At 65.5% G+C, this 25,881-nt stretch carries 25 protein-coding genes; 13 read left to right on the top strand and 12 right to left on the bottom strand.

Translation table 11 applies throughout. The annotated features are described in order from the left end of the window. Window positions 1-36: 36 nt before the first annotated feature. Window positions 37-414 (bottom strand): hypothetical protein, encoded by a 378-nt coding sequence (locus tag ABVF28_RS16205; protein ID WP_371031313.1) that lies wholly within the window; start codon window positions 412-414, stop codon window positions 37-39. Window positions 415-773: 359 nt separating this feature from the next. On the opposite strand from ABVF28_RS16205, the gene mobC reads away from it, so the two are divergent. The 4 genes from mobC to ABVF28_RS16185 all read left to right on the top strand — a co-directional run bounded on the left by mobC (window position 774) and on the right by ABVF28_RS16185 (window position 5,717). Continuing rightward, the gene (gene mobC / locus ABVF28_RS16200; RefSeq protein WP_371031312.1) at window positions 774-1,091 is read left to right on the top strand and encodes a plasmid mobilization relaxosome protein MobC; all 318 of its coding nucleotides are present in this window, start codon (window positions 774-776) and stop codon (window positions 1,089-1,091) included. Window positions 1,092-1,129: 38 nt separating this feature from the next. Beyond that, on the top strand, window positions 1,130-2,800 hold the full coding sequence (locus ABVF28_RS16195) for a relaxase/mobilization nuclease domain-containing protein (RefSeq protein ID WP_371031311.1): 1,671 nt from the start codon (window positions 1,130-1,132) through the stop codon (window positions 2,798-2,800). Between the two features lie 15 nt (window positions 2,801-2,815). Further along, a complete protein-coding gene (locus ABVF28_RS16190; RefSeq protein ID WP_371031310.1) occupies window positions 2,816-3,667 on the top strand; it encodes a hypothetical protein in 852 nt (283 codons plus the stop codon). A gap of 496 nt (window positions 3,668-4,163) precedes the next feature. Continuing rightward, the gene (locus ABVF28_RS16185) at window positions 4,164-5,717 is read left to right on the top strand and encodes a P-loop ATPase, Sll1717 family (RefSeq protein WP_371031309.1); all 1,554 of its coding nucleotides are present in this window, start codon (window positions 4,164-4,166) and stop codon (window positions 5,715-5,717) included. Between the two features lie 587 nt (window positions 5,718-6,304). Here ABVF28_RS16185 and ABVF28_RS16180 read toward each other — a convergent pair. The 8 genes from ABVF28_RS16180 to ABVF28_RS16145 all read right to left on the bottom strand — a co-directional run bounded on the left by ABVF28_RS16180 (window position 6,305) and on the right by ABVF28_RS16145 (window position 15,104). Beyond that, the gene (locus tag ABVF28_RS16180) at window positions 6,305-6,772 is read right to left on the bottom strand and encodes a DUF4913 domain-containing protein (protein ID WP_371031308.1); all 468 of its coding nucleotides are present in this window, start codon (window positions 6,770-6,772) and stop codon (window positions 6,305-6,307) included. A gap of 2 nt (window positions 6,773-6,774) precedes the next feature. Then, window positions 6,775-8,580, bottom strand: coding sequence for a type IV secretory system conjugative DNA transfer family protein (locus ABVF28_RS16175; RefSeq protein WP_371031307.1), 1,806 nt, complete (start codon window positions 8,578-8,580; stop codon window positions 6,775-6,777). Further along, window positions 8,577-10,169: an ATP/GTP-binding protein gene (locus tag ABVF28_RS16170; protein ID WP_371031306.1), complete on the bottom strand. Its 1,593-nt coding sequence runs from the start codon at window positions 10,167-10,169 to the stop codon at window positions 8,577-8,579. Before ABVF28_RS16170 ends, ABVF28_RS16175 begins: the two co-directional genes overlap by 4 nt. Beyond that, window positions 10,166-11,677: an SCO6880 family protein gene (locus ABVF28_RS16165; RefSeq protein ID WP_371031305.1), complete on the bottom strand. Its 1,512-nt coding sequence runs from the start codon at window positions 11,675-11,677 to the stop codon at window positions 10,166-10,168. The genes ABVF28_RS16170 and ABVF28_RS16165 overlap by 4 nt, the downstream gene beginning before the upstream one ends. Beyond that, window positions 11,664-13,253: a hypothetical protein gene (locus ABVF28_RS16160; protein ID WP_371031304.1), complete on the bottom strand. Its 1,590-nt coding sequence runs from the start codon at window positions 13,251-13,253 to the stop codon at window positions 11,664-11,666. The genes ABVF28_RS16165 and ABVF28_RS16160 overlap by 14 nt, the downstream gene beginning before the upstream one ends. Window positions 13,254-13,388: 135 nt before the next feature. Continuing rightward, window positions 13,389-14,156, bottom strand: a complete 768-nt coding sequence (locus tag ABVF28_RS16155) for a hypothetical protein (RefSeq protein ID WP_371031303.1) — start codon at window positions 14,154-14,156, stop codon at window positions 13,389-13,391. 13 nt (window positions 14,157-14,169) lie between these two features. Beyond that, window positions 14,170-14,475 (bottom strand): hypothetical protein, encoded by a 306-nt coding sequence (locus ABVF28_RS16150; protein WP_371031302.1) that lies wholly within the window; start codon window positions 14,473-14,475, stop codon window positions 14,170-14,172. Between the two features lie 11 nt (window positions 14,476-14,486). Then, window positions 14,487-15,104 carry a DUF6668 family protein gene (locus ABVF28_RS16145; RefSeq protein ID WP_371031301.1) on the bottom strand — a complete coding sequence of 206 codons (618 nt, stop codon included), beginning with the start codon at window positions 15,102-15,104 and terminating at the stop codon, window positions 14,487-14,489. Window positions 15,105-15,242: 138 nt separating this feature from the next. Here ABVF28_RS16145 and ABVF28_RS16140 point away from each other — a divergent pair, with 138 nt between their 5' ends. The 7 genes from ABVF28_RS16140 to ABVF28_RS16110 all read left to right on the top strand — a co-directional run bounded on the left by ABVF28_RS16140 (window position 15,243) and on the right by ABVF28_RS16110 (window position 22,046). Beyond that, entirely contained in the window at window positions 15,243-15,515 is a 273-nt protein-coding gene (locus tag ABVF28_RS16140; RefSeq protein WP_271986560.1) for a helix-turn-helix domain-containing protein, read from the top strand. Between the two features lie 130 nt (window positions 15,516-15,645). After that, on the top strand, window positions 15,646-16,074 hold the full coding sequence (locus ABVF28_RS16135) for a hypothetical protein (RefSeq protein WP_371031300.1): 429 nt from the start codon (window positions 15,646-15,648) through the stop codon (window positions 16,072-16,074). A 1-nt stretch (window position 16,075) separates the two neighbouring features. Continuing rightward, window positions 16,076-17,170, top strand: a complete 1,095-nt coding sequence (locus tag ABVF28_RS16130; RefSeq protein WP_371031299.1) for a M23 family metallopeptidase — start codon at window positions 16,076-16,078, stop codon at window positions 17,168-17,170. 12 nt (window positions 17,171-17,182) lie between these two features. Then, window positions 17,183-18,736 (top strand): AAA family ATPase, encoded by a 1,554-nt coding sequence (locus tag ABVF28_RS16125; protein WP_371031298.1) that lies wholly within the window; start codon window positions 17,183-17,185, stop codon window positions 18,734-18,736. 2 nt (window positions 18,737-18,738) lie between these two features. Further along, the gene (locus ABVF28_RS16120; RefSeq protein WP_371031297.1) at window positions 18,739-19,566 is read left to right on the top strand and encodes an FHA domain-containing protein; all 828 of its coding nucleotides are present in this window, start codon (window positions 18,739-18,741) and stop codon (window positions 19,564-19,566) included. A 92-nt stretch (window positions 19,567-19,658) separates the two neighbouring features. After that, window positions 19,659-19,895: a hypothetical protein gene (locus ABVF28_RS16115; RefSeq protein WP_156475772.1), complete on the top strand. Its 237-nt coding sequence runs from the start codon at window positions 19,659-19,661 to the stop codon at window positions 19,893-19,895. A 183-nt stretch (window positions 19,896-20,078) separates the two neighbouring features. Beyond that, window positions 20,079-22,046, top strand: a complete 1,968-nt coding sequence (locus ABVF28_RS16110) for a hypothetical protein (RefSeq protein ID WP_371031296.1) — start codon at window positions 20,079-20,081, stop codon at window positions 22,044-22,046. A 256-nt stretch (window positions 22,047-22,302) separates the two neighbouring features. Here ABVF28_RS16110 and ABVF28_RS16105 read toward each other — a convergent pair whose 3' ends face one another. Then, window positions 22,303-23,181 carry a Dam family site-specific DNA-(adenine-N6)-methyltransferase gene (locus ABVF28_RS16105; RefSeq protein WP_371031295.1) on the bottom strand — a complete coding sequence of 293 codons (879 nt, stop codon included), beginning with the start codon at window positions 23,179-23,181 and terminating at the stop codon, window positions 22,303-22,305. A 62-nt stretch (window positions 23,182-23,243) separates the two neighbouring features. Between ABVF28_RS16105 and ABVF28_RS16100 the strand changes: the two genes are divergently transcribed. Further along, window positions 23,244-23,483: a helix-turn-helix domain-containing protein gene (locus tag ABVF28_RS16100; RefSeq protein WP_371031294.1), complete on the top strand. Its 240-nt coding sequence runs from the start codon at window positions 23,244-23,246 to the stop codon at window positions 23,481-23,483. After that, window positions 23,473-24,414 (top strand): hypothetical protein, encoded by a 942-nt coding sequence (locus tag ABVF28_RS16095; RefSeq protein WP_371031293.1) that lies wholly within the window; start codon window positions 23,473-23,475, stop codon window positions 24,412-24,414. Before ABVF28_RS16100 ends, ABVF28_RS16095 begins: the two co-directional genes overlap by 11 nt. 259 nt (window positions 24,415-24,673) lie before the next feature. Here ABVF28_RS16095 and ABVF28_RS16090 read toward each other — a convergent pair whose 3' ends face one another. Beyond that, window positions 24,674-25,330: a recombinase family protein gene (locus tag ABVF28_RS16090; RefSeq protein WP_371031292.1), complete on the bottom strand. Its 657-nt coding sequence runs from the start codon at window positions 25,328-25,330 to the stop codon at window positions 24,674-24,676. Between the two features lie 146 nt (window positions 25,331-25,476). Next, window positions 25,477-25,767, bottom strand: coding sequence for a hypothetical protein (locus ABVF28_RS16085; RefSeq protein WP_371031291.1), 291 nt, complete (start codon window positions 25,765-25,767; stop codon window positions 25,477-25,479). Window positions 25,768-25,881 lie beyond the last annotated feature (114 nt).

Below are 25,881 nucleotides of genomic sequence, written 5' to 3'. Positions count from 1 at the left end.
CTTTCGCAACCGCTCACGGTCGCGAGGACGTGCGCGTTACTGCTGGTCTGTGTGCTGCTCTTCGCCGCCATTGGTGTCAGCTTGGGAGGAGGTTGCCGCCACCTTTGGTTTCCGAGCCGAGCGGGCGCGAACGCGCTTCTTCTTCTCGGGTTCCGTGAAGCCGATGTCACGCAGTGCCTCCGCGCTCCAGCCCGCCTTGATCGCCGCCGAGTAGGCGCGCACGTCGGCCGCTTCCGCGTCGCGCTGGAGCTCCGCGTGATGCGCCTGGAGCTCCGCGAGTTCGCGCGCCGCGTCCTCGCGAGCATCGGTGATCGACTGCCGCGCCGTGGCGAGCGCTCGGATCGCCTCGATGCGGTCTTGTTCCGCGCGCTTCGCGCGCTCTACTGCTTCTTCAACGCTCACGTTACTGCTCATGCGATCCATCGTAGAGACGCGGACATAGAACGTCGAGCGCTGCGCGCTCTCTGGGTCGAGCGCTGTGCGCTTTCCCGCGGGCTCGGCCCGCAACGCCTCACGGCCCCGTCTGGCGACGTGTGCCGCTCAGCAGGGTGTCCCAGACGGAGCAAGCTATAGACTTAGGTTCCCTAAGTCAGCTCGGCCCTCGACATTGCGTCTCTGGCTTGGCACACTGGAAGTGTGGTCCCAACGTCGTTGGTTCGCTGCGCTGGGCCGGAAGGGGAGTGGTGTTCATGGAGGAGCAGGCCCCCGGTGCGCGGTTCTTCGCTCGGCGTCGTCGGGCGAATGCGCCGGTTGCTCGGCAGCACGTTCACAAGGTGAAGGTGACTCCCGAGGAGGAGGGGCAGCTGCTGCGTCTCGCGGAGGCGCAGAACGTGACTGTTCCGCGGTTGCTCGTGGAGTCAACGCTGGCCGTCGATGTGGGGGAGACGGCGACGCAACGTCGCGAGGCGATGGCGAATTTGTTCGCGTTGTATCGGCTGCTTGGCGCGATCTCGAACAACGTGAATCAGATGGCGAAGGCGACCAACGCCACGGGGGCCGTGCACGTGGAGATGCAGGCGACGCTCGCGAAGGTTCGCGAGGTGGCCGAGCACATTGATGCTGAGCTGGATCGGCTCGGTGAGTCGCGATGATGCCGAACGTTGTGCGTGGAGATCGCATGGCTGGGTTGATGACGTACCTGGTTGGGCCGGGGCGTGCGAACGAGCATGAGGAACCGCACCTGGTCGCGGGTGACGGCATGCTGATGGCGTGGCATGGCGACACGGAGCTGGGGCGTGACAGTGCGCTCGCGATTGCCCGCCATCTCGACAAGCCGCGGTCGCTGTATGAGACCGAGGTGAACGGTGGACATGTGTGGCACGCGTCGCTGTCTCTGCGCGCAGATGAGGCGCAGCTGTCGGATGAGCAGTGGGGCCAGATTGCATCGGAGTTCGTGCACGAGATGGGCTTCGATGACCACGAGGGCACGAAGGCCCCTTGCCGGTGGGTGGCAGTGCGTCACGGTGTGTCCAAGAACGGCAATGACCACATCCACATCGCCGTGAATCTCGTTCGTGAGGATGGCACGAAGGCGGCCATCCACAACGACTATCACCGGGCGCAGCAGGTGGTGCGGGAGTTGGAGAAGCGCCACGGGTTGCAGGAGCTGGAGTCGGTTCGGCAAGAGCGCGCGACGCGCGGGTATGACCCGGCCGAGCGTGAGGCTCAGGCGCGAGCTCGGGCACGTGCGCGGCACGAGCGGGAGCGCAGCTCTGGCGAGGCGAAGATGCCAGCGTGGGAGGCGCTGAGTGGCACGGACCGGCGCGCGAAGATCGCCGCCGAGTTGCGCACCGATCAGCCGAGGTATTTCCTCGCGTTGCGGGTGCGAGGTGCGGCCGCTGCGTCGCAGGACGAGGGCGAGTTCGTGCGCCGCATGCGTCGCAACGGGTTGCTGGTTCGGCCACGTTTCGCGGACGGTCGCACCGACGTGGTGACGGGGTACTCGGTCGCCGCGCGGCCGTCATATGGGGAGCGGCCGATTTGGTACGGCGGCGGGCAGCTTGGACGCGATCTCGCGCTGCCGAGGTTGCGAGCTGAGTGGCCGGACACCCCGACTGGAGCGGCAGACGCGGCGAAGGAATGGGAGGCCGCGTACCGAGGTCGACGTGCGGTCGCGCCAGGACGCGAGACGCAGGAGATCGACCCCGAAACGTGGGAGCTTCAGAGCCAGGAGCTCCTAGCAACGGTCCAGCAGTTGGAGCAGGTTCCCGTCGAGGATCGAGAGACGTGGGTGCGAGTCGCGAAGCACTCGTCGGGCGTGCTGGCTGCGTGGTCGAATGCGACCGAGCAGACCCCAGGTCACCTCGCCGTCGCCGCCGAAGCCCTGTCGCGCTCCGCACAGACATACCGGCAGCCGCAGCGCGAGCCCCGCGTCAACATGCAGGCGTTCGCGGGGACCGCAATGGTGGTCGCGAGTGCCGCTCGCGGTGGGCAGGGAATCGTGGCGCAGGTGACGATGATGAAGACGATGCTGCGCCTGTCCCAGTCCATCTACAACGCCAACGTCGCGGACCGCCAGGCGCAGCAGGCCAAGATGATTCTCGATGACACCCGGTACCGTCTCGCGGCCGTGAGAGAGCGCCTCGAACGCGTACCGGTACCGACGCCCGCAGCGCAGCAGGCGCCGGCCGCCGACCTGTCCGGGGCCAGCGAGAAGGCGCTCGCCGCACGCGCGCACTACCTCGCCGGTCAGGGCACGCCCGTGTCCGCCGCGCTGTCGTCTCCGGTGCCGAACCCACTGCCACCGAAGCGACACCGTAACGAACCAACACCCCACGCCGACCGCGGCGTGGAGCGATAGGAAGGGAGCACGAGCATGGCCGAGGAATCTGACGGCATCGAGGAAGCCTTCGAAGGACAGATGCGCATGGTCGCGATGACCGCCGCGCGCGCAGGTGAGATGTTCGCGCGGGCACGTGAGGACGCACGCCGCCGAGCGCAACAGAGCAGCGAACGAGAAGCGCGCGAGCTCGCGTCCCGCGTGGAGGCGGAGAAGCTGGCCGCGCGAGCACAGTACGCGGACGTGCAACGTCCCGAATGGTGGGATCGTGCAACACCCGACGAAATCGGGCAACGCTTCCAGACCGCACGTGCCTGGCAGAACGAGGACCCGGAAGCAGCTCGCGCCGAGCAGCACATGCGCGGCGAGATCAAGTCGCGGTACGGCATCGACGTGCCCGCAGACGGCCGCACTGTGAGCGGGTCACAGGTCACGACCGCCGTGCAGGGGAGCATCGACCAGGACCGGCAAGTGGCCGAGCAGCGTCGACGTGCGGAGCAAGAACGCGTCGAGGCGTTCCGCCTTGAAACGGAGTCGAGTCAGGACGACCGCGCGGCGGACGAGGCGCGCAGTGCGGCCGAGTTCGAGCCCGACCCCAACGAGCGCGAACAAGCGACCGTCGAGGCCGCGCAACGCGACGCCGAATCGACAGCCGCGCGCGACAGGGGTGAGGTGCTGTACGACAGTGCGGAACGTCGCGACGCGACCGCGCAGGAGCTCTCCAATCAGGGGGTGAGCGAGAAGGCCATCGCTGCACGCATGCACGAGGACAAGGGCCAAGCGAAACCACCCATCGCGGCCGTCAACAACGGCGGGCCCAGGAAAGCCCCGACCGTGCGCAGAGCAGGTGCGCAGCGCGGAGGCCCGCAGGCTCAACTGGGACGGTAGCCACAGTAAAGGGCGGAGGAATACGGCAATACTCCCCACGTAGGAGCGTGGGCTGAACGAGCAGAGATCATCGTGCTGTAAGTGACGCCCATGTGCCTCCGCAACACGGTCGACGGACAGTGGGCTGACAGTTCGCCGCTCGAGCAGGCGCCTGTGTCGACCCGTTCTCTTCAACGCGTAGCCGGTTCGTAAACCGACTGACCACGCGGGCGAAGCGGGTGTGCCTCAAGCTCATCTAACGGGGGCAGAAGACGGGCGCTCCCGCGGAGCCTGTGATGTTGCGCTCCCCAGAGGGTGCTAACGGGTCCGATCAGTTCAACTTGTGAAGCAAACGGGAAAGGTTATTGGCTCGCCGCTCGCCACCCGCGAGGCAGCACGAGAGCCAGATCAGACGGGTCTGCACCCGCCGTTTAATCGAACGCCGGTGTGCGTTGTCGACTACGCTTACACCTGTCAGTGGCTGCCCGCCACCCCGAAATGAACACGAAGGTGACTCATGACTTACAATTCCTTCGTTTCGACTCTCGGTTTCACGGGAGATCCGTTCGCATTTACCGACTCGGACCGCGAGGAGAAACTTTCTGACTACTTTGTTCCTCCTCCATACTTCGCCGGGGTTATAGGTGAGCCCAAATCGCCTGAGCCGAGTCTGATTTTTGCGCCGCGAGGAGGAGGAAAGTCCGCGCAACGGAGAATGGTAGAGGAAGCAGGTCTCGAAGAAATTAATCCATTCTTGTGCATCAACTACAGCAACTTCGAGTCGATGGCAGGATCGACGCCTTCGGTGACTGATCACTTGACCCAACTGTCAAGACTCCTAACTCTCGCCCTTCTTACTGAACTCGATGATGAGCCCGCAAAAATACTGCACCTAGATTCGCATGATCGCCAGGTTCTGAAAGCTTCGGCCAATCTTCTCCTGAGTACGCTGAATGTCGACGAGTTCAGGGCGGCCATGTCAGCAGTAAAGACAATTGGTGACAAGTCGGGAGAGCTTTGGAGAAAATATGGGGGAATCGTCGCGGCTGTCATTGCTGGGGCGATGCAGAAAATTGGCCTAACCTCTGTGCAGATCCCGAGTAACCTCCTGGGGGATGCGCAGGAAGCCGCATCTTCAGCTCAATACCTTTTCGCACAGCTAGCTCAAATGTCAAGGAAGCTTGGATGGCTTTCGGTTTATGTCGTTATAGACCGCGTGGATGAGACTGATGCCACTAGTTCCAAACCACAGGCGGCCTTCGAGTTGATACGTGCGCTCGTCACAAATCTGACTACATTGGAGCAGCCTGGTGTTGCCTTCAAGTTCTTCCTCTGGGATCAGTTGCGTCCCATAGCCATCGAAGCAGGAATTCGTACGGATCGGATTGCAGAATTTCGGCTCAGCTGGTCGTCGATCGAGCTTGCTGAAATGCTCTCAGCTAGACTCTCTGCGTATTCTGATGGGTCGATTGAAAGTTTCAACGATCTTTTGATGGACAAGGGGCGTCTGGATGCTCACCTGCTACTGGCCCATCTCTGCTACGGATCACCGCGTGACATGATCCGAATGGCAAAACAAATCATCACGGAAGCCACGAGGGCATCCAGTGAGATTGGATCCATTTCAGAGGCCGCGATCTGGAAGGGTGTGCACGAGTTCTCAAAGATGAGAACCAGTGAACTATATTCGCGATTCCAAAGTGATTTGTTCAAGTTTGCAGACGTTAGCTTTGTCACGAACAAGCTCGCCAGTGACGTGTTTAGAATCAGCGATAACGCTATGCGCCAGAAGTTGCAACAGTGGACCGGGGTGGGGGTCATACGCAAAATGACTGAAGTGTCCGACGGAAAAAATCGACCGAAGCACGTCTACACGTTCACGGACCTGAGAGTAGTCCTCGCGCGAACGCCTCTTGCCGACGTGCAGCTGGTGCTAGATAATTACGCGCTTAAGTGCACTAATTGCACCAAATTTGTCATTGGTTCCGACGCTGAGCTCGTCTGTGAGTGCAACGCACGCGTGCCCTTGGCTGGCTCTCACAGTCTCCTTCAAGAAGTTTTGATACTGTGAATCTTTCCCGTGCCTGAATAAGTTCAAGGCTATAAAGGCTGCAGTGAGTGGCAAGGCTTCCTTTGTGCTGTGAGATGTCGAGGGCACCTTGATGAACAGAAGTTCTCAACTCCCTATTCGAAGGGTCTCTAAGATTTGAACTCAACCCGTTGCCTCTTGGCTTGTCCAAGTCCTGCGGCTCAGACCAGCCCACATTGAAAGCGACCAAGCAAAACCGCACCTAGGATTTCGCCGTCCCGAACAGTCGGGTCATCTCGCGCCGATGGTTACATCCCCGACGCAGTTGCAAGGCGCACGTATAGATCACGATCAGTCGGTGTCGCGCGCACGTCCCGTGCACGTGGCGATCGACAGCATGCGCGACCAGCGGCCGTCACTGCGGCTGTTCAGGGTTGAAACGGGTCTGGCGCCCGGGTGCGGCTGCGCCGGTTTGTCAAGGGGGCTTGTTTGGGGCAGCGATGCCGAGCACGTTGGTCTCGCTCGTGGTTCAGGACTCCCAGGGGTTAGCGTCGCGGATTCGCTTGCCTTGCGTTGCCTCACCAGGTGGGAGGGGTGGAATGAACCTGTCCGCTAAGTCGCTCAGTACGTTAGCCACGATAGAGCGCCTTGTGGGGTGGCACGTACGGGAGCGGTTCGCCCGGGCTGTTCAGGTTTTCGGGGTCGTCTTCGTCGGCGCTGCCGAACGGCCCGTCCTTGTCGAGCAGCACGCGCATGTGCGGGTCGGCGTGGTCGGTGTACCAGGTGCTCAATCCGGTCGCCGGGTCGAGACGCAGGTGCTCGAAGGCGCGCCACATCGCGCCGAGTCTGGAGACAGCTTCGGGGTACTCCCACCAGCGGCCTGCCCAGACGCGCGCGTTTCCATTGATGTGGCGTGAGTAGCCCGTGATGAGAAAGTCCCGCACGAACGCGTCGAGGGTCGGGTAGAGCATCGTTGCCTCGTCGGCGGCAGTCTCCTCCTCGCCCTCGCCCTCGCCCGTGGGGTGGTCCAGCTCGTCGTTGTCTTCGGGGGGCGGTGCAAAGGCGGCGGATGCGGAGTCCAGGTCTTGCCAGTTCATACTCACCAGGTGCCTGCCTTCCGGTCGCGATCGTGCTCTTCTGCCTGCACTCGAGCGAGCTCCTCGTGTGCGTCGGCGATGGTGCGCTGCCCTTGCGGATCGTGGGCGCGGATGGACGCTTTCACGGCCTCCGCGTGCGGGCCGGCCATCCAAGGGAGAGTGCGCACGAGTGCGGTGCGGGCACCGGAGGCGAGGACGATGGCGCGCCCCTTGGGGAGGGCGGCGAGGTCGTCGACGTCGAGGATGCGTTCGCGGTTCACGCTGTGCGAGACGGTGCGCTGTCCGCGCGTGTAGGAGGTGTTGGTGGTGTGCCGGTCGCGCTCACCGATGAGCTTGGCCAGCATCTCCAGGAACTTAGGGTCGCGCACGCCGCCACCGTAGACGGCGATGTTCGAGGAGGACCAGAGCTTGCCCATGCCGGACTCTCCCCACACGGCAGCGCCCTGGTCCCAGGACTGCAGGATCGTCATGAGGATCACGCCGCGCGAGCCGTAGTGCGAGTAGAGGTTGGGGAGCTCCGCCCACCGGCACACGTTCGCGGCCTCGTCGAGCACGCCGAGGAACGGCACCTGGAGTCGCCCACCGGGGGAGTTGGTCGCAAGTTGTTCGGCAGCGTCGGTCACGGCGACCGTCAGCGCGGTCACGAGTGGGCTGGCGGTGCCGCGTCCCTCGCGGGAGAGGCTGTAAAGCGTGCCGCTGCTGCGCACGAACTCGTCGGGCCGCAGCTGCGCTCGAGTGTCGTTCGGACCGGTCGGGTTCACCCACGACGCGACCTGCCGGTTCGTGAGGCAGGAGGCCATCTTCATGGCCGTGCCGTAGATGCCGGCGCGCTGCTTGTCGGGGTACGCGATCACGCCGCGCACCTGGCTGGCGAGCAGCGCGTAGTCGTGGTCCCGGAGTATCTTCGCGGGCTCCTCATTCGTGGGTTTGGTGAGCCACAGGTACACGTCGGTGATGGGTCGTGCATCGAGTGCTGCGGCCAGGAGCAGGCCCGCGAGGAGGTCTTCGCCCTGCCCGTCGAAGTAGGCGTCGGTTTTGGCGTCCGGTTCTCTGGAGCCGGACGCGAAGTGCTGCGCGAGCTTCGCCGCGCGCACCTCGTCCGTCACGTACGAGAGCGGGTTCCACCACCAGGACGGCTCCTCTGCCGCGACGCCCTGCGGGTCGAACACCCAGATGGGGCCGCGCTCGTCGCGGGGACCGCGGGTCGCGTCCACGATGTCGCGCTTGTTGGAGGTCACCATGACGCACCCCGGCGCATCCAGGATCGCGGGAATGGCGCGGGAGGTGGTCTTCCCGGTTCGTGGCCCCCAAATGTCGAGGTGCATGTCCTCGACCGACCCGTACAGCCCCTGCCCATCACTGACGTTCGCGCCGATCTTCACGCCGATGAAGTCGCGCACACCGAGCCGCTCAGCGGTCTGAGTCACGTCCTTCTTGCGCACCCCTTCCAAGTCGCGACCACGAGCCAAGGAGCGGGCTGCGTGGTCGACGCGGCTGCGCTTGCGCGAGGTGCGGAACCGGAAAACCAACACCAACGTGAGCAGCGCCGCGAGGACCACGCCGCAACCGATAGCGACGACGGTGCCCCACACACCGGGCCAGGCGAGGTCGCCGCCCATGAGCCGGAACAGCACGTCGAACGGATTCGTGGGAATCGCGTCCCCGGTCGCGGCGAGCCGGTGCCCGAGATGCATGGACACCCACACCACGGCCAGCGTCACCACCACGAGGCCGATACCGACGAAGAGGAGCTGCGTGCGTCCGTCGATGCTGGAGCGCTGGTCGCGCCGTTCCCGATGCTGCGTCATGCTGCACCCTCCTCGTACTCGGTGTCTCCGACACGCGATTGTTCGTGCCAGCGCGTGTTCGTGTCGCTCATCAGGTCGTCGGCGGCGGTGAACTGGACGTCGACGGGGATGCCTGGGCGCCCACCGACCTTGACGAGGAACTTCCCGCGACCGGGAGGGGTCGCTTCCTGGTTCGTCGTCGGGTCCCATGCGGGCGGGTCCTGCCAGCCAATGAGCAAGTCCTGCTCCGCTCGGGAGAGCGGGATCGCGGAGGTGAGCTGCGGCATCTCCGCGCCGGGGAGCCCGCCGCAGATGACCATGCCGGCGCGCTCCACGAAGCCTTTCGCTTTCATTCGGTCTTCCTCGCTCGCGAGGGACAGAAGGTCACTCATCGTGTGCGTGACCATCGCCATGCCCACTCCTCGAGTCCTGTTCAGACGAGTCAGCGCATCCACCCGGTCGACCATGCCCCGACCGGCCCGGAGAGCTCGCCAGAGCTCGTCGAGCACCACGAAGTAGTGACGCCGCGGCTCCAGGCCCGCGTCCGCGAGGGCGTTCGCGACGTTGACCGTGCCGAACCCGGCCGACCAGCACGCGAGCAGCGCTGCGGCCTGGAGGTCCATTTCGGAGTCGTCGATGGAGGAGACGTCGTAGACCACGGGCCGGTCGCGGCGCATCGGGTTCGTGGTCGGCTTGGAGAACATCTCCCCGAGCCGGCCACCGCCCGTGAGCCCGATCAGAGAGGCTTCGAGATCCTCAGTGATCTCCTTGTACCGCTCGTCACTGCCGCGGTCGAGGGCGACCGCCCGCACCTCCAAAGGTGGGTCCTGGATCACTTTGAGGAGATCGCCCAGCACGGGCACCCCCTCGTGGTGCTCGTCGAGGACCTTCAATGCGCGGTCGAGGATGGTCTCTTCTCGGTCGGTTGGGGGAGCGCCGCGCATGATCGTCAGGAGCGCGGAGACCATCGTGTGGCGGCGGCCGTGCGCGTCCGCGAGGACCTGGAGCGCTTCTTTCTCGTAGCCCTCCGAGCGCAGCCGGCGAGCTGCTTCCGTGGACTCGCCGGGGTCGAGGATGTTGAGGTAGCCGCGGCCGCGGCCAAGTTCGATGACCTGCCCGCCGAGCGCCTGGATCATCACCAGGTAGTCGGGCTTCAAGTCGCCCAGCACCATGGGGATCACGCCGTAGCCGGAAAGGCCGGCTGCCATGCGGCGGATGATCGAGGACTTCCCCAGGCCCGGCTTGCCGAGCACGAACACCGAGGGGTTGGAGATCAGCTTGGCCCGTTGGAACCAGGAGATGGGGTCGCAGCAGAGCGTTGCGCCCGTGTGAATGTGACGGCCGAGCGGTACGCCCACCATGGGTGTGCCGGTCCCGATGGCGAATGGCCAGAGGCCGCACACCTGAACGGTCGTGCCGCGCCACTCCTGGGGAACCTGCACGTAGGTGGATTCGCCGCGGCCTTTGCCGAGCCATCCACGCATCCCTGGCCGCTTGGGTCGAATTGCTTTCGACTCTGGTGCTTCCGAGGCGGCGCGACGCCCCGTCTTCCTCGTTTTGGAATCTGTGCCATTGGCGACTGAATTCGTGCCACGGCGCTGCATGGTCATAGCTTGTCCCTCAGTTCGGCTGGCACCTTGACGTGCTTCTGGAGCACCAGGCCCAGCGGCAGGGCAGCCGCGAACGCGGAGTCCTGCGAGCCGAAGACCGGACGCACACGCAGGCGTGCGGTCGCGGCCAGATTGTCGATAGCGGCCCTCGCGTCCGCCACCATGTCGAGGTCGTCGACAGTTGCCGTCACGAGCACGCCGAACTCGACGAGGCCAGCGCCGGATGCTTCCTCGCGGGCTGTGGCTTCCGCGGCGCGGATGCCGAGGCTGTCGCGGGCGGAGGGTTTCGCCGTCGACGTTGCGCGGAACTGCGCGGCCGAGAGGTCGGCTTCCACGATGGCGGCAGCTCGTGCCGAGTCGATGGGCCGGTACAGCAGTGTGATGCGTTTGCGTGCGATGTCGCGGTGGGGTGCGAGGAGCTTCGCGAGGACACCGGACTGCACGCTGCCGCGAGGAGCCGACGTCATCGACCAGGTGACCGAGTACGCCGAGTCATGGCGGTAGCCGCCCCAGTCGGCCTGCGCTGCCGTGGGTCCGACGTCCGGCCAGGTCAGCTCGGGCGTCTCGCCGTTCGCGTGCGCCTCATCGATCAGGGCTGCCGCGGCCGGGTCATACGCGATGCGAACCGTCTCGCACAGCTCTTGCGCGGCGACCGGGTGCGCAGCTCCAGCACCGGTCGCTTCGAGCCCAGCGGTGAGACCGGGGATGCGAGCTGCTAGCTCGCGCGCCATGTCGTCGGGGGTGCGCTTCTTGCCGCCGGATCGCATCGTGGCGGAGAACGTGAGTGCGACGTATGCCTTCACGGTCGATGAGCCGGACGGGTACGAGTCCACGATGTCGGTGAGCATGCCGCGCGCGAACTCGGGCGCTGACGCATCGATGTTCGTCGCCACCTCACGGCGTAGGCGCGTGCCCGAGTCAGGGGCGGTCTCGATGGTGACGGCCGCAGCCTCCAGGCCCGGTTCGTCACCGAGGTTGGAGAGCCAGTGGCCCCAGTCGGCCACCCACGAGTCGACCTGTTCGGGGTCGACGAGCGCTGCTCCATCGGGCTCGGTGCCGAGCACGATGGAGTAGGACAGCGTCGCGGGCGTGTAGATCAGCGCGAAGGGGCGACCGTAGGAGTCGCGGTGCTCGCTGAGCCGTGTGGGCGCGGCGAGGCCGGGGAGCTGGAACGTTCCCCAGTCGGTGCGGCCGATGGGGCCAGACCGGTACACATTCGCGCCCCGGCTGCGCGCCGCGGCGAACCCGAGGCGGGTCGCGATGCGGCTCACCACGGACTGCCCATGGGAATCCTTCGTCACGACGGCGAGCATGAGGATCGAGAGCACCCCGAAGGTGATCGCGGCCTCCAGCACGCCGACGATCATGACGATGAGCACCACGAGCACGAGGCTGCCGAGCATGAGCGCGGTGCCGACTGACCCGAGGCCCATGAGGCCGGGGGAGGTCGGGCGCGTCCAGTTCCCGTAGGTACGGGGTGCGCGGTTGTTGGGGTCAACGGCTACCATCTGGGCCGCCTCCTTCTCCAGTCGATTGCTCACCGAGGTCCTTCACGGCTCCTGCCGCGGCCTGTCCTGCTTCCTTCGCCTTGCCGAGCGCCACACCCGCGGCAGCTCCCACCGCCATGCCGACCGGGCCGCCCGCAGCTCCCGCGGTCGCGCCCGCTGCGGCACCTCCACCGGCGCCCGCTGCGGCGCCTGCGCCTGCGCCTGCTCCGGCACCTGCACCTGCACCTGCTCCAGCGCCTGCGGTTGCTGCACCGGCACCGCTGGTCGCTGACCCGGTTGACGCTGCCCCGGAAGATGCTGCGGCCCCGGACTTCCCACCAGCTGCGCTCTGCGCGCCCGCGTTCTGCGCCGACGAGGACGCGGATTGGCTACCGGACTTCCCACCCGTGGGTGCCGAGCTCGAACCGCTGTCGCCCTTCTCGCCGGACTTACCGCTGTTGCCGTTCCCGCCGCCACCGCCGCCAGTTGAGAGGCGACCGAGTGCGGCTGCGCCGCTCGGGAGTGCTGCGAGGGCGCCAGCGGCGAGCATGCCGCCACCGGCGCCGGCGGCCATCGAACCGACCATGGGTGTCACGAATCGCATGAGGGCGGGCATCGCGAAGAGGGCGATGATCATGAGCATCAGGCCGGTCAGAATGGCCAAGATGCCAGTGCCGTCGTCCTGGAAGACGTCGGTGCCGGCCAGCTGGAATGCCGCGGCGTAGACGATCGCTGCTGCTGGCTTGTAGAGCACGAGCGCGATGATCCAGCCCACGCAACGCTTGAACCAGGTCTTCCCCATCTCCGTGTTCGTCGCGGCTGCGGCGACCGGGAGGATGCCGACGAGAACGACGAGCATGCCACTACGGGCGACCATGAGCACGATCTGGAAAGCCGAGGTCAGGATCGCGATGAGGCCGAGAATGATTATGAGGATGGGCGCGAGTGCGCCCCCGGCCGGGTTGTTCGTGAAGGCGAGGAGCGTCGTGATGTTCTCCCCGAAGCACGCACTGCCTTCGGCGTCCACCCCTGTCGGGCAGTTCGTCGACGCGTTCAACACCCAGACGGAGAACTGGTCGGATGCGCCGATCAAGATACCGACCATGGACGTTCCGAACGCCGTGACGGCGATGAGTGTGATGAGGCTCTGCACGAGATCGCGTCCGGGCTCCGCGCGCTTCTCCCAGGCCATGCGGATGCCGCCGATGATCACCGACAGCACGGCGACGGCTCCGAGAATCCACCACAGCGAGGATTGGATGAAGAACGCGGCACCGCCGACCCCTTGCGGGCCACCGCTGCTCACGAGCTGAGCTACGAGGGCGCTTGCCGCGCTGATGAGCACGACGCCACCGAGGATGAAGCCCAGCTTCCCGACCGCCATGAACCCCTCACCCGCGCGCATGCGGGTCGCGATTTGCATGGCCAGGAAGACCGCCGAGATGATGGCGAAGACGAGACCGAGCCAGGTCACCCACCCAAGCAGCACTTCAATCTCCGTGCTGATGGGAGGTGCGCCCACGACGGTCTGGTCACCGCTGTCGGTCAGGTTCGGCGTACCGATGTAGACCCAGATGGTGCCGAGCGAGGCGACCATCTTGCCCACGCCCTCCGCAATGGAGTTGGCCAGGTCCTCAACCGCCCCGCTCGCGAGAGCTTCTGCCCCCGCAGAAATCTGGCACGAAGGGGTAATCGCGTTCCAACCGGTGCAATCGTCTGTTGGATTCATGGGCTACGCGCTCCAAGCGATATACCCCGCTAGGTCAGGGATGGTCGCCACGTCGATAGGTGCGTTCGGATCAGTCACGCTGAGCTTCCAGTCACCGGCTTCCCACACCAGGTCGTAAACCGATGACAGGTTGACGACTTGACCGTTCGTAGAGCCCTGCGCTGCGATATCGATGCGTGCCGTATCGCCCGTGTAGGACAGGACCCGGAACCCCTCGATGTCTACGCGTACGCCTGTTTCACCCCCGCCTGTTCCTGGGCCTGCCGCGAGGAATGCCTCACGTCCAGGGCCTTCGGCTAGAAAGTATTCGAGGAAGTCTCCAACGGTTTCGCGATTATCGCTCTGCGCGAGCGCATTTGCGGCGGCGAACACTGCGCCTTCGGGCGAGTGCTGGAAGCAGCTGCGGATGCCGTTTTCATCGGTCTGCCCGGGGCCATACGTTGCAGACGTCGGATACCCCAGAGTTCCATCGAACGCCCACTCTGCTTCCGGAGCAGCTGTGACGGAACCGGTCAGCACTTCACCGGGGAGCTCGCACACGCTGCCACCGTCGGGAGCAGTCTCCGCGGTCTCTTGGGGCGAGGATGGAACGGTGCTTGTCTCGCTGGTCGCGCTCGCCAGCGGGGCCGCCGCAACCTCATCCTGCCGGTTGAGTGCGCCCACCACGGCAAGGGTGATCCCGAGCGTCGCCACGATCGCGACGACGATGGCCGCGACGATGAACCCTGGGCGCGTGAACGGGCTGGAGGTGTTTTCTTCGTTGTTGGCCACAGTGTTGCGCTCCTTAGATCAAGAACCCGATGAGGGACGTCGCGGCCGAGATGACGATCACGCCACCGAGGGCCATGCCGATCTTTCCGGCGTGCTCGCCGCCCTCGCCACGACGTGACTGGATCGCCATGAGCGCGCCGGCCATGATGAGGCCGATGACGCAGATCGCGAGGGCGACCCACTTCAGCCAGCCCATGATCGTGGTGACGCCTTCGGTGCCCGGAGGCTGGATGGGAGGCGAGTCCGGGATGCCCAGCGGGGCGACGGTGGCTGCGTAGTCGCCGACGAGGGCAACGGTGGTGATGAGTTCAAGGCTCATGGCTCGTCCTTTCAGTGGGTGGTGCGCGAGGCGCCGGTGAGAATTGCGGTCAGATCGGTGACAAGGGCACGAACGTCCTTGTGAGCTGTGGCGGGGTCCGGGAGTTCCCCGAGGCGCAGCGCCTCGCTCCACGGCACGTTCCAGACGCGAGGGACACCGCCGCCGACGATGGCAGCGAAGTCACGCAACGAGCGCGGGAGCTTGCCTGGGGCGTCGGCGACGACGACGAGGCCCAGCACGTCGACGAACGGGACCAGCCCCGAGCCCCATTGCGTGGCCGCGCGCTGCGCGGCAAGCAGCCCCTGCATGTTCGATCGGGCGACGATCACGACTCGAGCACGGTTGCTCGACGTCGTGACGTGCGGCCAGGCATGGTCCGAGGCGACCCAGCTCGAGGAGAGCGCGGCGAGGGACGACTCCCCCGCACCCCCGTGTGCTCCAACGACGAAGAGCTCAGCTTCCCGGCTGAATGCCCGCGTCGCGAGCTGGTCGGCCTGGTCTGGTGCCGGAACGCCGAGTTGCGGGATGGCCGGCCCCCGAGTCCCCCAAGAGGCGGCGTCGGGGACTACGTCCATCTCGACGACCGGCATCAGTGGCGGTGAGACCCAAGGGTTGTGTTCGGTCGTCACAAAAGCCTCCCCGGATAATGAGCACACTGCACTGTCCACACAGTGTAGGTATATTCCAAACTAGCAGTGACAGGTGATTCTAACTATGTTTTTGACACATATTGCAAACCAAGATGCGTTCTGCGCTAGTCTGTTGTCATGTTCCGTGGCTGTTGGGTCGATGTCGTGAGTGGCGCTCACGGTGATCTCGACGAGGCGTTCGCTGAACTCCCGCCGATCCTGACGGCCGCTCAGGTGGCTGAGTTGCTGCAGATGACCCCACCCGGCATCTACAAGTGGCTCAAAGAGGGGCACCTGCAGGGATACCAAGTCGGTCGGACCTGGTTCATCACGCGGACCTCTCTCCGGGCCACGCTCGAAGCCGGATCGAACTCCAAGCCCATCACAGACCCGCGACATAGCGAAGGGTAGTTCTCCCCATATGACTCGCCACGCCCGCAGTACAGCAGCCCTTGCACTCATCGCGATGCTTGGGCTCACTGCGTGCGCGACAGATGAACCGGCGGAGACGACGGCACCGACTGCGACGCCAACGTCCACCATGTTCGTCCCGGACCTCGACCAGTTCACCCCGCCGCCCGCGGGCATCATCGACGACAAGACCGGGCAGACGACCGGGCCAAAAGCCCCCGCCGTCTGGGACGAGGCGTCTCGCGCCGCGGTGATCGCCGCCGCCGAGACCGCCATGACCGCTTACGCGCGCCCCACGGTCGAGGCGAACACGTGGATTACCGAGCTCACGCCGCTGCTCACTCCCAAGGCGGCGAAGGACTACAACTACAGCCGCAACAGCAACATCCCCGCCACGCAGGTCACCGGCCCCGGCGTCATCGTGAATGACGACAGCGTGTACCTCGCACACGTCGAAGTCCCCACAGACGCCGGCACCTGGACTCTCATGCTCGTGCGCGAGTACGGCGACTCCCCGTGGCTCGTCGAACGATTCACGCCGCCCGAGGGGATTCACTGAGATGAGCGAGCAGAAGAAGGGCTCCGGCGCGCTCATCGCGCTCATCGCCGTCCCCGGCGTGGTCATCGCCATCGTGCTGAGTATGGTGATCTTGCTGAGTTCCGACCCCGACACTTGCAACCCGGCCAAGGGAGGCGCGAGCGGCGTCTCGGTCGATCCGAACAGCGTCCCGGACGTCGAGATCGCGGGCTACGGCCGCGAGCAACTCACGAACGCCGCAAACGTGATCCTGGCCGGAAACGACATGGGGCTGAGCGTGCGGGACCAGACCATCGGCGTCATGACCGCGATGGGCGAATCCACCCTCAACAACATCGACTACGGCGACTGGGAAACCAGCGGCGTCACGAACCCGGACGGCTCCCCCACCACGTCGATCGGTCTCTTCCAGCAGCAGGACCACTGGGGAAGCCGCGAAGAGCGCCTGGACCCGTACCGTGCCTCACAAATCTTCTTCTCCGCCATGGAGACCTCCGTGCCGCTGCCCGAGCGCGACTCCGTGGAGCCGACACTGGTGGCCCACCGCACGCAGGTCAACCTGGACCCGTACTACTACACGAAGTTCTGGGACGGCGCGGTGCAGATCGTCGAAGAGCTCTCCGGCACCACAACCGGCCTCAAGTCCGGCGCGGGCGCACAGGTGTGCTCCGGCGTTGCTGGCACTCCTGGCCAGGTCTCCTCGACCGGCTGGGCAGCTCCCGGCGAAGGCCCCATCACCGACCCGTACGGCATGCGCATCCACCCGATCTACGGGGATGCTCGCCTGCACTCCGGCACCGACCTCGCGGCCGGTGGCTGCGATGGCCCGATCTGGGCCGCGCAAGCTGGAACCGTCACGTTCCGTGGTTTCGACTCTGGCGGCAACGGCACGATCACCCTCGACCACGGTGGCGGCATCACCACGAAGTACCTGCACTCCTTCGAAAGCGGCCTCCTCGTCAACGTTGGGGACACCGTCAAGGCCGGTCAGCAGATTGCGATGACCGGCACCAGCGGCCAGTCGACCGGCTGCCACTTGCACTTCATGGTGCTCATAGGCGACGAGACCGTGGACCCCGAACCCTTCCTCGCCCAAGTGGGCATCACTCTCGGATAGATGGAGCACACCATGACCACGAATCAGGCAGTTCCCGTCATCACCGCCCGCACGGACGCCTCCGGTGTCGGATACATCGCCGTCGACGGGCAGCAGGAGCCATTCGACGCCCCCACGGTCGACGTGGCACGCGGCTACATCGTTGACAAGCTCAGCGAGATCGCTCGCACCCGCAACGAGGTTGTGCGGGCAGAGACCACCGACCCAGACGGGGTATGGACGCTCGTCGTCGACCCGCAAGGCCGCGTGCAGGCGGAGGTGCAGCACCAGAGCGACGGCATCGACGAGGACACCGCACAGGCACCCCCGAAGCAGCGCACCGAACCCAAGCCCATCACCGCGCCGCAGCCGATCATCGCGACCGAGCCTGCGGCTCCCATCGCACCCGTGCAGCTCCCCGCTCCGGTCCAGCTCCCCGCTCCCGCAACACCGGCAGCGTCCGCCCCCGCAGCGCCGTCCTACCAGGCACCGGGAGCCTTCATCTCGACGCCGCCCAGAGCCGTGCCACAACAGCCGGCCCCTGCACAGGCCCCGAGCTACGCACCAACTCCGCCCCCCACGGCCTCCGCGCCCGCGCCCAGCTACGCGGCGCCCCAGGCAGCCCCAACGCCTGTTCAGCCGCAGCAGGGCGATCAGCCGCCGCGGCGCGACGCGCGCCAGTCGTTCCTCACCCAGGAGCAGACCGAAGAGCCCGCCACGACCGGATGGCGCGGCGCGCTGTCTGGCATCGGTATTCGTCTCAGCCCGTCCGAGAACGAGCGCGCGGAACGCGCCGACGTGCAGGCCGTGAGCCAGCACTGGCCGGGCCCTCGCACCATCGCCGTCGTGAACGCGAAGGGTGGCAGCTCGAAGACACCCACCACGATCCTCCTCGCGGCCGTGTTCGCCCGCTTCGGCGGCGCAGGCGTGCTGACGTGGGACAACAACCAGACCCGAGGCACGCTCGGCTGGCGCACCGAGCAAGGCCCGCACGAATCCACCCTCCTCGAGCTGCTGCCGCAGGTCGACCGGTTGCTGTCCACCGGCGCGCAGTCCGCGGACCTCGCGCACTACGTGCACCACCAGACGCGCGACCGGTTCGACGTGCTGCGCTCGCAGCCCACGAACCTCGCCCACGAGCAGCGCATGGCCCCCGAGGACGTCGACGCGATTCACGCGGTCGCCTCGAAGTATTACCGGCTCGTGTTCATCGACTCCGGCAACGACGAGTCCGACCCCATGTGGTTGCGCATGATCGACCACACCGACCAGCTCGTGCTCGCCACCACTACCCGCGACGATCACGCCGAAGCCGGTGCGCTCCTTCTGGAGGCGCTGTCGCAGCGGGACGAGAAGTCAGCGCAGCTCGCGCGCCAGGCTGTCGTTGTCGTCAACCAGGCGAACGCGAAGAGCAACCGCGCCGACGTCGACCACGTCGCCAACGGCTACCGCAGCTTGGTGCGCGACGTCGCAACGATCCCGTTCGATCCAGCCATGGTCGACGGCGTGCTGCGCTACGGCTCGCTCAGCGTCAAGACGCAGCGCGCCTGGCTGTCCGCAGGCGCGGCCGTCGCGAGGGGACTCTAGCCATGCCGAACACCCAGACCGCCCAGCACGCGCAGCAGCTCGCCTCCTGGCCGCGCATGGTCGCCCTCGTGCGCCCGGACGGCAGCGGCTCGCTCACGATCAACGGCATCGAGCGCGCCTGCGCCGCCGCTTCGATTGAAGAGCTCCGCACGGGCATGATCGCCCGTTGTGTGTCCTACGCGATCCAGCTCGGCCGCCCCGTCCGCCTCGACGTCGACGAAGCCCCGAATGCGTGGACGCTCGCCGTCCGAGCTGACGGCATCGTGCAGGAGATCGACGAAACGGGCGAGCTGCCCTCCCCCGATGGGCTCGCCCCCATCGAAGGACGCTGCCGCACCTGTCGCCACCTGGAGCCGGTCATCGCCGCCGCCTGCTCGCAGTGCGCGACGCCCGAGCCCCACCGCGTGGAGCTCGACGCCACGGTGACCGAGAGCGCGCAGCTTGCGACTATTCGTGAGGAAGAGAGCCGGCCCGAGAAACAGACCCTGGACCGAACGCCAAGCGCTCCCCCGGCACGCCTCCAGCTCACCTTCAACGGGCAGCCCGCGGTCGTTGTGGACGGGCACGCAGCCATCGGGCGCGACCCCGAGCCGGTCAACGGCCGCACGCCCGTCCGCGTGCAGAGCCCGCAGCAGCTCGTCTCCCGTACGCACCTGTTCGTCGACCTCGACGAAGAAGGGCGCATCGTCGTCACCGACAACGGCTCCGGAAACGGCACCGAGGCGCAGACCGAGCCACCCATGCACCTCGACGCGGGCACCCCATACTCGCTGCACCCCGGCACCACGCTGCACCTGGGCGACGCGACCTGCCGAATCGACCTGGCCTGATGCACGTGGAATCGCGGGCAGATACGCGGCCGATGTGGCGACACGCCGCTATGGGGACCCTTAACAAGAGTCGTGCTCGCCATCATGGAGCTATGACCCGTGACAACGCAGGAATTCGCCGCAACAGGCGTCCCGCGGGCGAGCATGCGGAACACTTCAAAGTCCGCCTTTCCCCCGCCACTGCCGAGGAAATGCGCCAGGCGGCTAGAGCCTCCGGCAACCTCTCGCAGTCGCTCTATCTAGAGCGACTCGCGGCCATGCTGCGCGCCGAACGAGGCGCGCTCCCCGTGTTCACCGACGAAGCGGAGGCGCACACGGCAGCGGCTTAAACGAAGAAGCCCGCCGCTTCCGCGACGGGCTTCCTAAAGTTTCGTAGCTCAAACCCTCCAGCTTCCCGGCACAGAGGTTCGAGCTAATACCCACCAAGTCCCGGCTACCAACCGGGGGCTTTGTAGTACCCACTCCGAGGAGGAGGTGCCCTCATAGTACCCAACTCTGTCTCGTTTGTCCCTGTGTTGGCACTGCGTCGTGTCCACGAGGGAGTTCCCGCACGCCCGAGCGGGTGGGAACTGGCGCGAGCACTCAGCCCACGGCCGCGCATCCGCGTCGCGGATCGCCTCGCTGACGGCGAGGTGCTGAACGCGTACAGCCGCGACGTTTCGGTGTTCGCAGAACAACCGCAGAGCCCCTGGGCGATGTACCTCGCGACCGAGACCGGCGACTACCGGTTCGTGTGCTTCGACCTCGACGCGGGCCGCGGCAATGCGGCCTACGACGCCGCCAAGCTCGCACTCTGGTTGAACGAGCTCGGTATCGACCACGTGGTCACGGAGTCCGGCCCGAATGGTGGCCGCCACGTCTGGATCGCCCTCGAAACGGCAGCCGCGGCCGAGACCGTGCGCGAGCTCGCGCAGCTCGCCGCGCAGCTACTCCCCTCGCTCGACGCGACCCCCCTCACGAACCCACGCACAGGCTGCGTGCGTCCCCCTGGATCGCCACACCGCCGAGGCGGTTCATCGGTGCCGTCTGGCCCCCTCGATGCGCTCCTGGACCCCTCCGCGACCTCAGAACAGCTGCGCGAGCTCCGCGCGTTCCTCATCGACGCGGGAGCCGAACTCCTCGCCCCCGTCACCGCCCTCGCGCGCGGCATGGCCGTCGACGCCGACGGCCACCCGCACATCACTGGTACGAAGCGCCCGCTGAGCTCGCGCGTGCGCCTGGTGCTCGACACTCCCCCAGCCGATGACGCTTCCCTTTCGCTCGCTACGGTCCTGGCGGGCTGCGCGAACGCCCGCTGGACGCTCGCGGACGTGCGCGCGCTCGTCGACGATTCGCCCGCGTTCGAGCACGTGCGCTCGCAACGCCACAAGCACGGCCACCGCATCCCCCGCACCCCGCAGGGCCGGGAACGCACGCTGGTCTCCGCGTGGCGGCACGCGGTGACGTACGTGGCCGCGAACCCCTCCACTGGGGACGGCACCGACGAAGATTTCCTCGCCCGCTGCGCGGCCACCGTGGAGGCTGTAGACGCGGCGCAGGCGCGCGCGAACGCGATGCCCGGTCTTTGGGGCGGCGACCGCGCTTCGTCCTTGCAGCGCTCCCGCACGGGCACGCACAGCACCCGCGCTGTGCTCGACGCCCTCTGCCTCTACATGGCGCAAGCCGCGCAGCTCACTGTCGAGGCTGACGTGCGCCGCATCTCCGCCGACACCGGGTATGGCCGCACCACCGTCCACGAGGCGCTGCGCCGCCTCGCCACCCCGACCGATGAGGCCTCGCCGGAGTCGGCATGGATTGTCCGTAGGGGAACGCCGGAGGGCGCCCACGCGCAGCGCTACCGCCTCTCCCAGAGGTTCTCCACAGGGTCAGGAGCTGGTAACCGGACACAAGTGCGTGCACGCCCGGCCGCAGCCTCCCCCCTGCAAGCTCGAACCCAACGCATCAACCGGCTTGCGAAGAATCTCCAGACCCTCGCGCACGACACCTTCGCTGCTCCTCGCAGCTTGGGTCGCACCGCGGGACTCGTCTATAAACACATCGACGAAGGGTCCGTGCTCACCGTAGACGAGCTCACCCGCAGCACCGGCCTCGACGCCACCCGCACCCGTCAAGCCCTCCGTGCCCTCCACCTGCACGGCCTCCTCTCCCGGACCGACCACGGCTGGACTCGGGAAGAAAGCAGCTCCGTTGACGTCGTGGCGCACACCCTCAATGTCGCGGGGCACCTCGCGGCTCGTCGAGCTCGTTACGCCGACGAACGGCATTGCTGGGCCTGGTGGCAGGCTGAGGTGCAATGGATGTCGAGGCGCGGGAAACAACGCCGTCGACGCCGCTCCCCCACAGCCGCGCAGCTGCTCAGCGTCAGCGACCGGCCGGACTATCCGAGATACCCCCGCAGTGAGGGTCGCGGCGACCACCGGGCCGCGCTCGCGCTCGTGCGGGCTGGCACCGTCTATGCTCCAGCGCTGCGGGCTGCATGAATCTCTCGTCCGATTGAGCTTTACTCTGACGTCATATGTGACCTATGCGTCAGAGCTCATCTTTCTCGCGGAGCACCGGAGCAATCGTGCTGGAATGGCACGCCCACCAGCGTTTACACGAACCGCTAAAAAATCAGGCAGTCACCCGCGAGAGCGTCCTGGTCACGACGGCGGTAGAACAGGCCCTAGTCAACGACCCTTGAACATCCCAATCAACTGATTCCGAACAAGACCCTCAGCCTCGCTCAGAGACGCCCTAAACGCTGTATGTAAGCAGTAGGCGGTCTGCGACAACCTCGTCCTCGAGGCTCTGGCCACCCATCTGGAAGCGACGCAACATACTCCGCCCCACCGTAACTACTGCGTCCGTCTCAAAAAGCTGGTACGGGAAGTCGTTGAGGACGGTGTGCAGGCCGCTCTTCTTGGTGCCGTCGATGCTCAAAGCGACACGAACACCTCTGGACTTCGCCTGGTCTATCTTCTCCACGAGGTCGTGGAGCTTGAAAGCCTGTGCGCCGTAGAGGATGGTCTGCGAGTCGGTGTAGGGCGGATCACAGTAGACGAGATCGCCCGGCTCCGCTCGATCAAACGCCTCTCGGAAGTCCAGGTTGCTGAACGTGGTGCCCGCAGTGCGTCGGGACCATTCGTCGACTCGCGCACTGAACTTCGCCGACGGCATGGGGGCGTGAGCACCGCACGGTGTACTCATGTGCCCGTCCGCCTTGCGGAAGCGCACCACACCGCCGTAACAAGCCCGGCAGAGATAGAGAAGGTCTGCCCCATTCGGCCGTTCGTTGAACGAAACCCGGGCCGCTTCGTAGACCTCCAGCCGGTTGTCGGGCGTCCACTCATCTCGACGACGCGCGTACCAGTGCTTGACCATCTCCGGGTCTTCGGAGAGCCCTCGCCAGATCTCCATGAGTGGTGCCAGTACGTCCGACGCGCACGCGCGCTTCGGCGCGAGGGTGCCAAGAACGGCCCCGGAGCCGAGGAACACCTCGTGGTAGGTCGCCATGTCCTGGGGGAACAAGTTGGCGATTTCGTGAGCCATTCGCTGCTTGTTGCCGATCCACTTCAAGAGCTGCGTCTTAAAGGGGGCGACGGTGCGCGGTTCGTCGAGATCGAAGAGTGTCATCGCGGGTCAAGCTAGCACATCCCAATTTCGGATACCCGCATGTCAAGTGGGATGTTGCGGGCGTGGACAAGCGCAGACGCAGGGAACATTTAGGGCAGGTGCTCGCCCGTCTCCGTCAGCAGGCCGGGTTGAGCCAAGCAGATGTTGCAGTCTCGCTCCAGCGGCCCCAGTCGTTTGTCTCGAAGTACGAAGCCGCGCAGCGCCGCGTCGATGTTCCCGAACTAGAGGACATTGCAGCAGCGCTCGGCCTGACCCTCGAAGCGGTCGTTGCCGCGTACCAGGAGCAAAGCGATGCAAGCTGACCCTAGATTCCGTGGACAAGGCATTTCGTTCTGGGCCTACGTGCGGACGATCACCGAAGCGCTCGGATCGTCAGTGCCCCGGTCCGGCGTGATTTCTGCATTCTCCATCGGGGACATGCAGCGTGCGCTTACCAAGCTCGAGCGCGCTATTGAACCCCTGGGTACGCCGGCGCATCCGTCACCGCTCGGTGCGGTGCTGCTGGACTACTTCGAATACCGAGCTGATGTGTTGAACAACAAGGTCCGTCATGATTTGCTCGTGACGGAGCAAGCAGCGGAGCTTTTTGATCGGGTGGTCAACGTGACGGGCGCAGTCGTTGACAGCACCTCTTCTCGCCGTCTCAAGACAGAAGCCGGTTACGTCGAAGAGCCCACTTCGGTCAACTATCGGGTGGGTAACTCAATCGTTCCGGTCCCCATGAACAAGCAGAAGGGGCTGATGCGTCAACCGTCGTTTTTAACGGGCATCGTAAATCTTGTCATCGCGCGAGAACTTGAGGGCCGTCCCTGCGACTACGACCCTCGTCGCCTCCCCGTTATTGACCACGATGGAACGTTGTACGCCGCAATGTCGCGCCGCATGGACGGCTCGATGCCCTCCACTGTGAACCCGCTGGCCATGTGGGAGATCAAGGAGTATTACTACACGACGACGTTCGGATCGAAGATCTCGGACGCGGTCTACATCACCGCTCTCGATGGCTATGAGCGCGCTGAGATCGAACAAACGACCCAGAACAACATCGAGCACCTCATCATCGTGGATGCGTTCGACACCTGGTGGACTAAAGGCAAGAGCTATCTTTGCCGAATGGTCGACCTGGTGAACATGGGCAAGGTTGACCACCTGATCTGCGGCCGGGAAACCGTCGAGGAGTTGCCGAGGCTCGCACAGGGCTGGGCCGCCCGATACGACCAGCTCAGCTACTAGCGACTCAGGCTGACTCCGCGGGCGGAGGTCCAGGCGCTTCGAGAGCTGGTCTCGTACTTGGGTCCTCTTGCTGCGCTCGCCGCTTGAATTATGGCTAATTCGTTGATCCTGCCCCGCGGCAGTGCCATAAGCGCGTCGGTGAACGTGAGGGTTACCCATGCGGTACTCCGCATGTTGTGCTGACGACGTTGCACCGAAGGGGCTGACGCAGGCCGGAAATAGTCATGCGGGATCCCCGTCTTCAGAAACGCGTCAATGGTCAGAGGCGCTGGATTGGCATCGTCAACCCTTGCAGCGTCGGCGGATGTGTCCCTTCAACGACTTCCGGCAGTTCTGCGGGCGCGGGCGTCTGGAGGCGACGATAGAGAGTCGCCCGCGAGATGCCGAGGTTCCGCGCGACCTCCGCGACCGGCACGTCGGCCGCGACCAGATGGGCAGCGTTCTTGAGCTGGCTCTCGCTGATCTTCCGTGGGCGCCCGCCCAGGTCGGAGCCGGCGGCTCGGCGTTTGCTGACCGAGTCGAGGACGCGTTCTCGTTTGATCTCGAGTTCCATCTGCGCGAGGGCGGCCATGACGGTGAACACCATGGACCCCATGGGGGTCGATGTGTCCACGTCTCCCCCGCCCAGGTTCAGGACTCGCAGTGCGACTCCTTCGTTGCGGAGTTCTTCGGCGAGCGTGAGCATGTTGCCGGTCGAGCGGCCGAGGCGATCAAGGGTCGTCACCACGAACGTGTCGCCAAGCTCGAGCGCACGTAGTGCTGCGTCGAGTGCGGGCCGAGATGCGTTCGCTCCCGACGCTCCTCGATCGATGTAGAGGTCATCGGCGCGGATGCCGGCGGCGCGCAGATCGATTTCTTGTCGATCGGTGTCCTGGTGGCGGGTCGAGACGCGGGCGTAGCCGATGAGCTTGGTCATTCACGCACCATACGTGTCGCAAAACCGACCCCTGCGACATGTCTACGGCGGGTTGGTTATGGAGCATAGTTTTGAGAATCTGACTCCCGCGAGATTCCGGCACGCACTCCCCCGGTCTGGTGTATCACGACGGTTGTCTCAAAACCCTAGGGTTTCGTGATTCCATTCCCTGTTGACCGCTGGGTGAGCGTGGTTGAGCCCGACGCGCTGCGAGGGGCGGCGCTTGTTGTTGGCTCTTCAACGATGGGCCTGCCTTGGAGCCATGCCGAGAGGATCAGAACGAGCGCGCTTCCGGTCAGGAGGCCGTCGAGCAGCCCGGGTGGTAGGAGGAAGATCATCAGCACGAGTGTCACGCCGCAGTTGATGAGCGAGAGGGCCAAGCCCCACTGTTGGTTCCGCGCCATAGCTACGGCTCCCGTAACGCTGATGGCGCTCATCGAAATTCCCCAGAGTTGCTCATCGGAATTCCTCAGGTCGCGTGGTCAGGTTAGCGCAGGTTCGTGCCGGTCGTGACGCGGCGGAGTTCGTCTGCGGCGGTGGCGTGGTGGCGG

The sequence above is a fragment of the Pseudoclavibacter sp. JSM 162008 genome (assembly GCF_041366455.1).
Classification (GTDB): Bacteria; Actinomycetota; Actinomycetes; order Actinomycetales; family Microbacteriaceae; genus Pseudoclavibacter.
This window is presented reverse-complemented; position numbering and strand designations above follow the sequence as displayed.

What these genes read in the sequence shown, in the direction of transcription:
- ABVF28_RS16205 (WP_371031313.1), bottom strand. Translation starts at nt 414, where the DNA reads ATGAGCAGTAACGTGAGCGTTGAAGAAGCAGTAGAGCGCGCGAAGCGC.
- ABVF28_RS16195 (WP_371031311.1), top strand. Translation starts at nt 1,130, where the DNA reads ATGACGTACCTGGTTGGGCCGGGGCGTGCGAACGAGCATGAGGAACCG.
- ABVF28_RS16190 (WP_371031310.1), top strand. Translation starts at nt 2,816, where the DNA reads ATGGCCGAGGAATCTGACGGCATCGAGGAAGCCTTCGAAGGACAGATG.
- ABVF28_RS16185 (WP_371031309.1), top strand. Translation starts at nt 4,164, where the DNA reads ATGACTTACAATTCCTTCGTTTCGACTCTCGGTTTCACGGGAGATCCG.
- ABVF28_RS16180 (WP_371031308.1), bottom strand. Translation starts at nt 6,772, where the DNA reads ATGAACTGGCAAGACCTGGACTCCGCATCCGCCGCCTTTGCACCGCCC.
- ABVF28_RS16175 (WP_371031307.1), bottom strand. Translation starts at nt 8,580, where the DNA reads ATGACGCAGCATCGGGAACGGCGCGACCAGCGCTCCAGCATCGACGGA.
- ABVF28_RS16170 (WP_371031306.1), bottom strand. Translation starts at nt 10,169, where the DNA reads ATGACCATGCAGCGCCGTGGCACGAATTCAGTCGCCAATGGCACAGAT.
- ABVF28_RS16165 (WP_371031305.1), bottom strand. Translation starts at nt 11,677, where the DNA reads ATGGTAGCCGTTGACCCCAACAACCGCGCACCCCGTACCTACGGGAAC.
- ABVF28_RS16160 (WP_371031304.1), bottom strand. Translation starts at nt 13,253, where the DNA reads ATGGTCGCCTCGCTCGGCACCATCTGGGTCTACATCGGTACGCCGAAC.
- ABVF28_RS16150 (WP_371031302.1), bottom strand. Translation starts at nt 14,475, where the DNA reads ATGAGCCTTGAACTCATCACCACCGTTGCCCTCGTCGGCGACTACGCA.
- ABVF28_RS16140 (WP_271986560.1), top strand. Translation starts at nt 15,243, where the DNA reads ATGTTCCGTGGCTGTTGGGTCGATGTCGTGAGTGGCGCTCACGGTGAT.
- ABVF28_RS16135 (WP_371031300.1), top strand. Translation starts at nt 15,646, where the DNA reads ATGTTCGTCCCGGACCTCGACCAGTTCACCCCGCCGCCCGCGGGCATC.
- ABVF28_RS16130 (WP_371031299.1), top strand. Translation starts at nt 16,076, where the DNA reads ATGAGCGAGCAGAAGAAGGGCTCCGGCGCGCTCATCGCGCTCATCGCC.
- ABVF28_RS16125 (WP_371031298.1), top strand. Translation starts at nt 17,183, where the DNA reads ATGACCACGAATCAGGCAGTTCCCGTCATCACCGCCCGCACGGACGCC.
- ABVF28_RS16120 (WP_371031297.1), top strand. Translation starts at nt 18,739, where the DNA reads ATGCCGAACACCCAGACCGCCCAGCACGCGCAGCAGCTCGCCTCCTGG.
- ABVF28_RS16115 (WP_156475772.1), top strand. Translation starts at nt 19,659, where the DNA reads ATGACCCGTGACAACGCAGGAATTCGCCGCAACAGGCGTCCCGCGGGC.
- ABVF28_RS16105 (WP_371031295.1), bottom strand. Translation starts at nt 23,181, where the DNA reads ATGACACTCTTCGATCTCGACGAACCGCGCACCGTCGCCCCCTTTAAG.
- ABVF28_RS16095 (WP_371031293.1), top strand. Translation starts at nt 23,473, where the DNA reads ATGCAAGCTGACCCTAGATTCCGTGGACAAGGCATTTCGTTCTGGGCC.
- ABVF28_RS16090 (WP_371031292.1), bottom strand. Translation starts at nt 25,330, where the DNA reads ATGACCAAGCTCATCGGCTACGCCCGCGTCTCGACCCGCCACCAGGAC.
- ABVF28_RS16085 (WP_371031291.1), bottom strand. Translation starts at nt 25,767, where the DNA reads ATGAGCGCCATCAGCGTTACGGGAGCCGTAGCTATGGCGCGGAACCAA.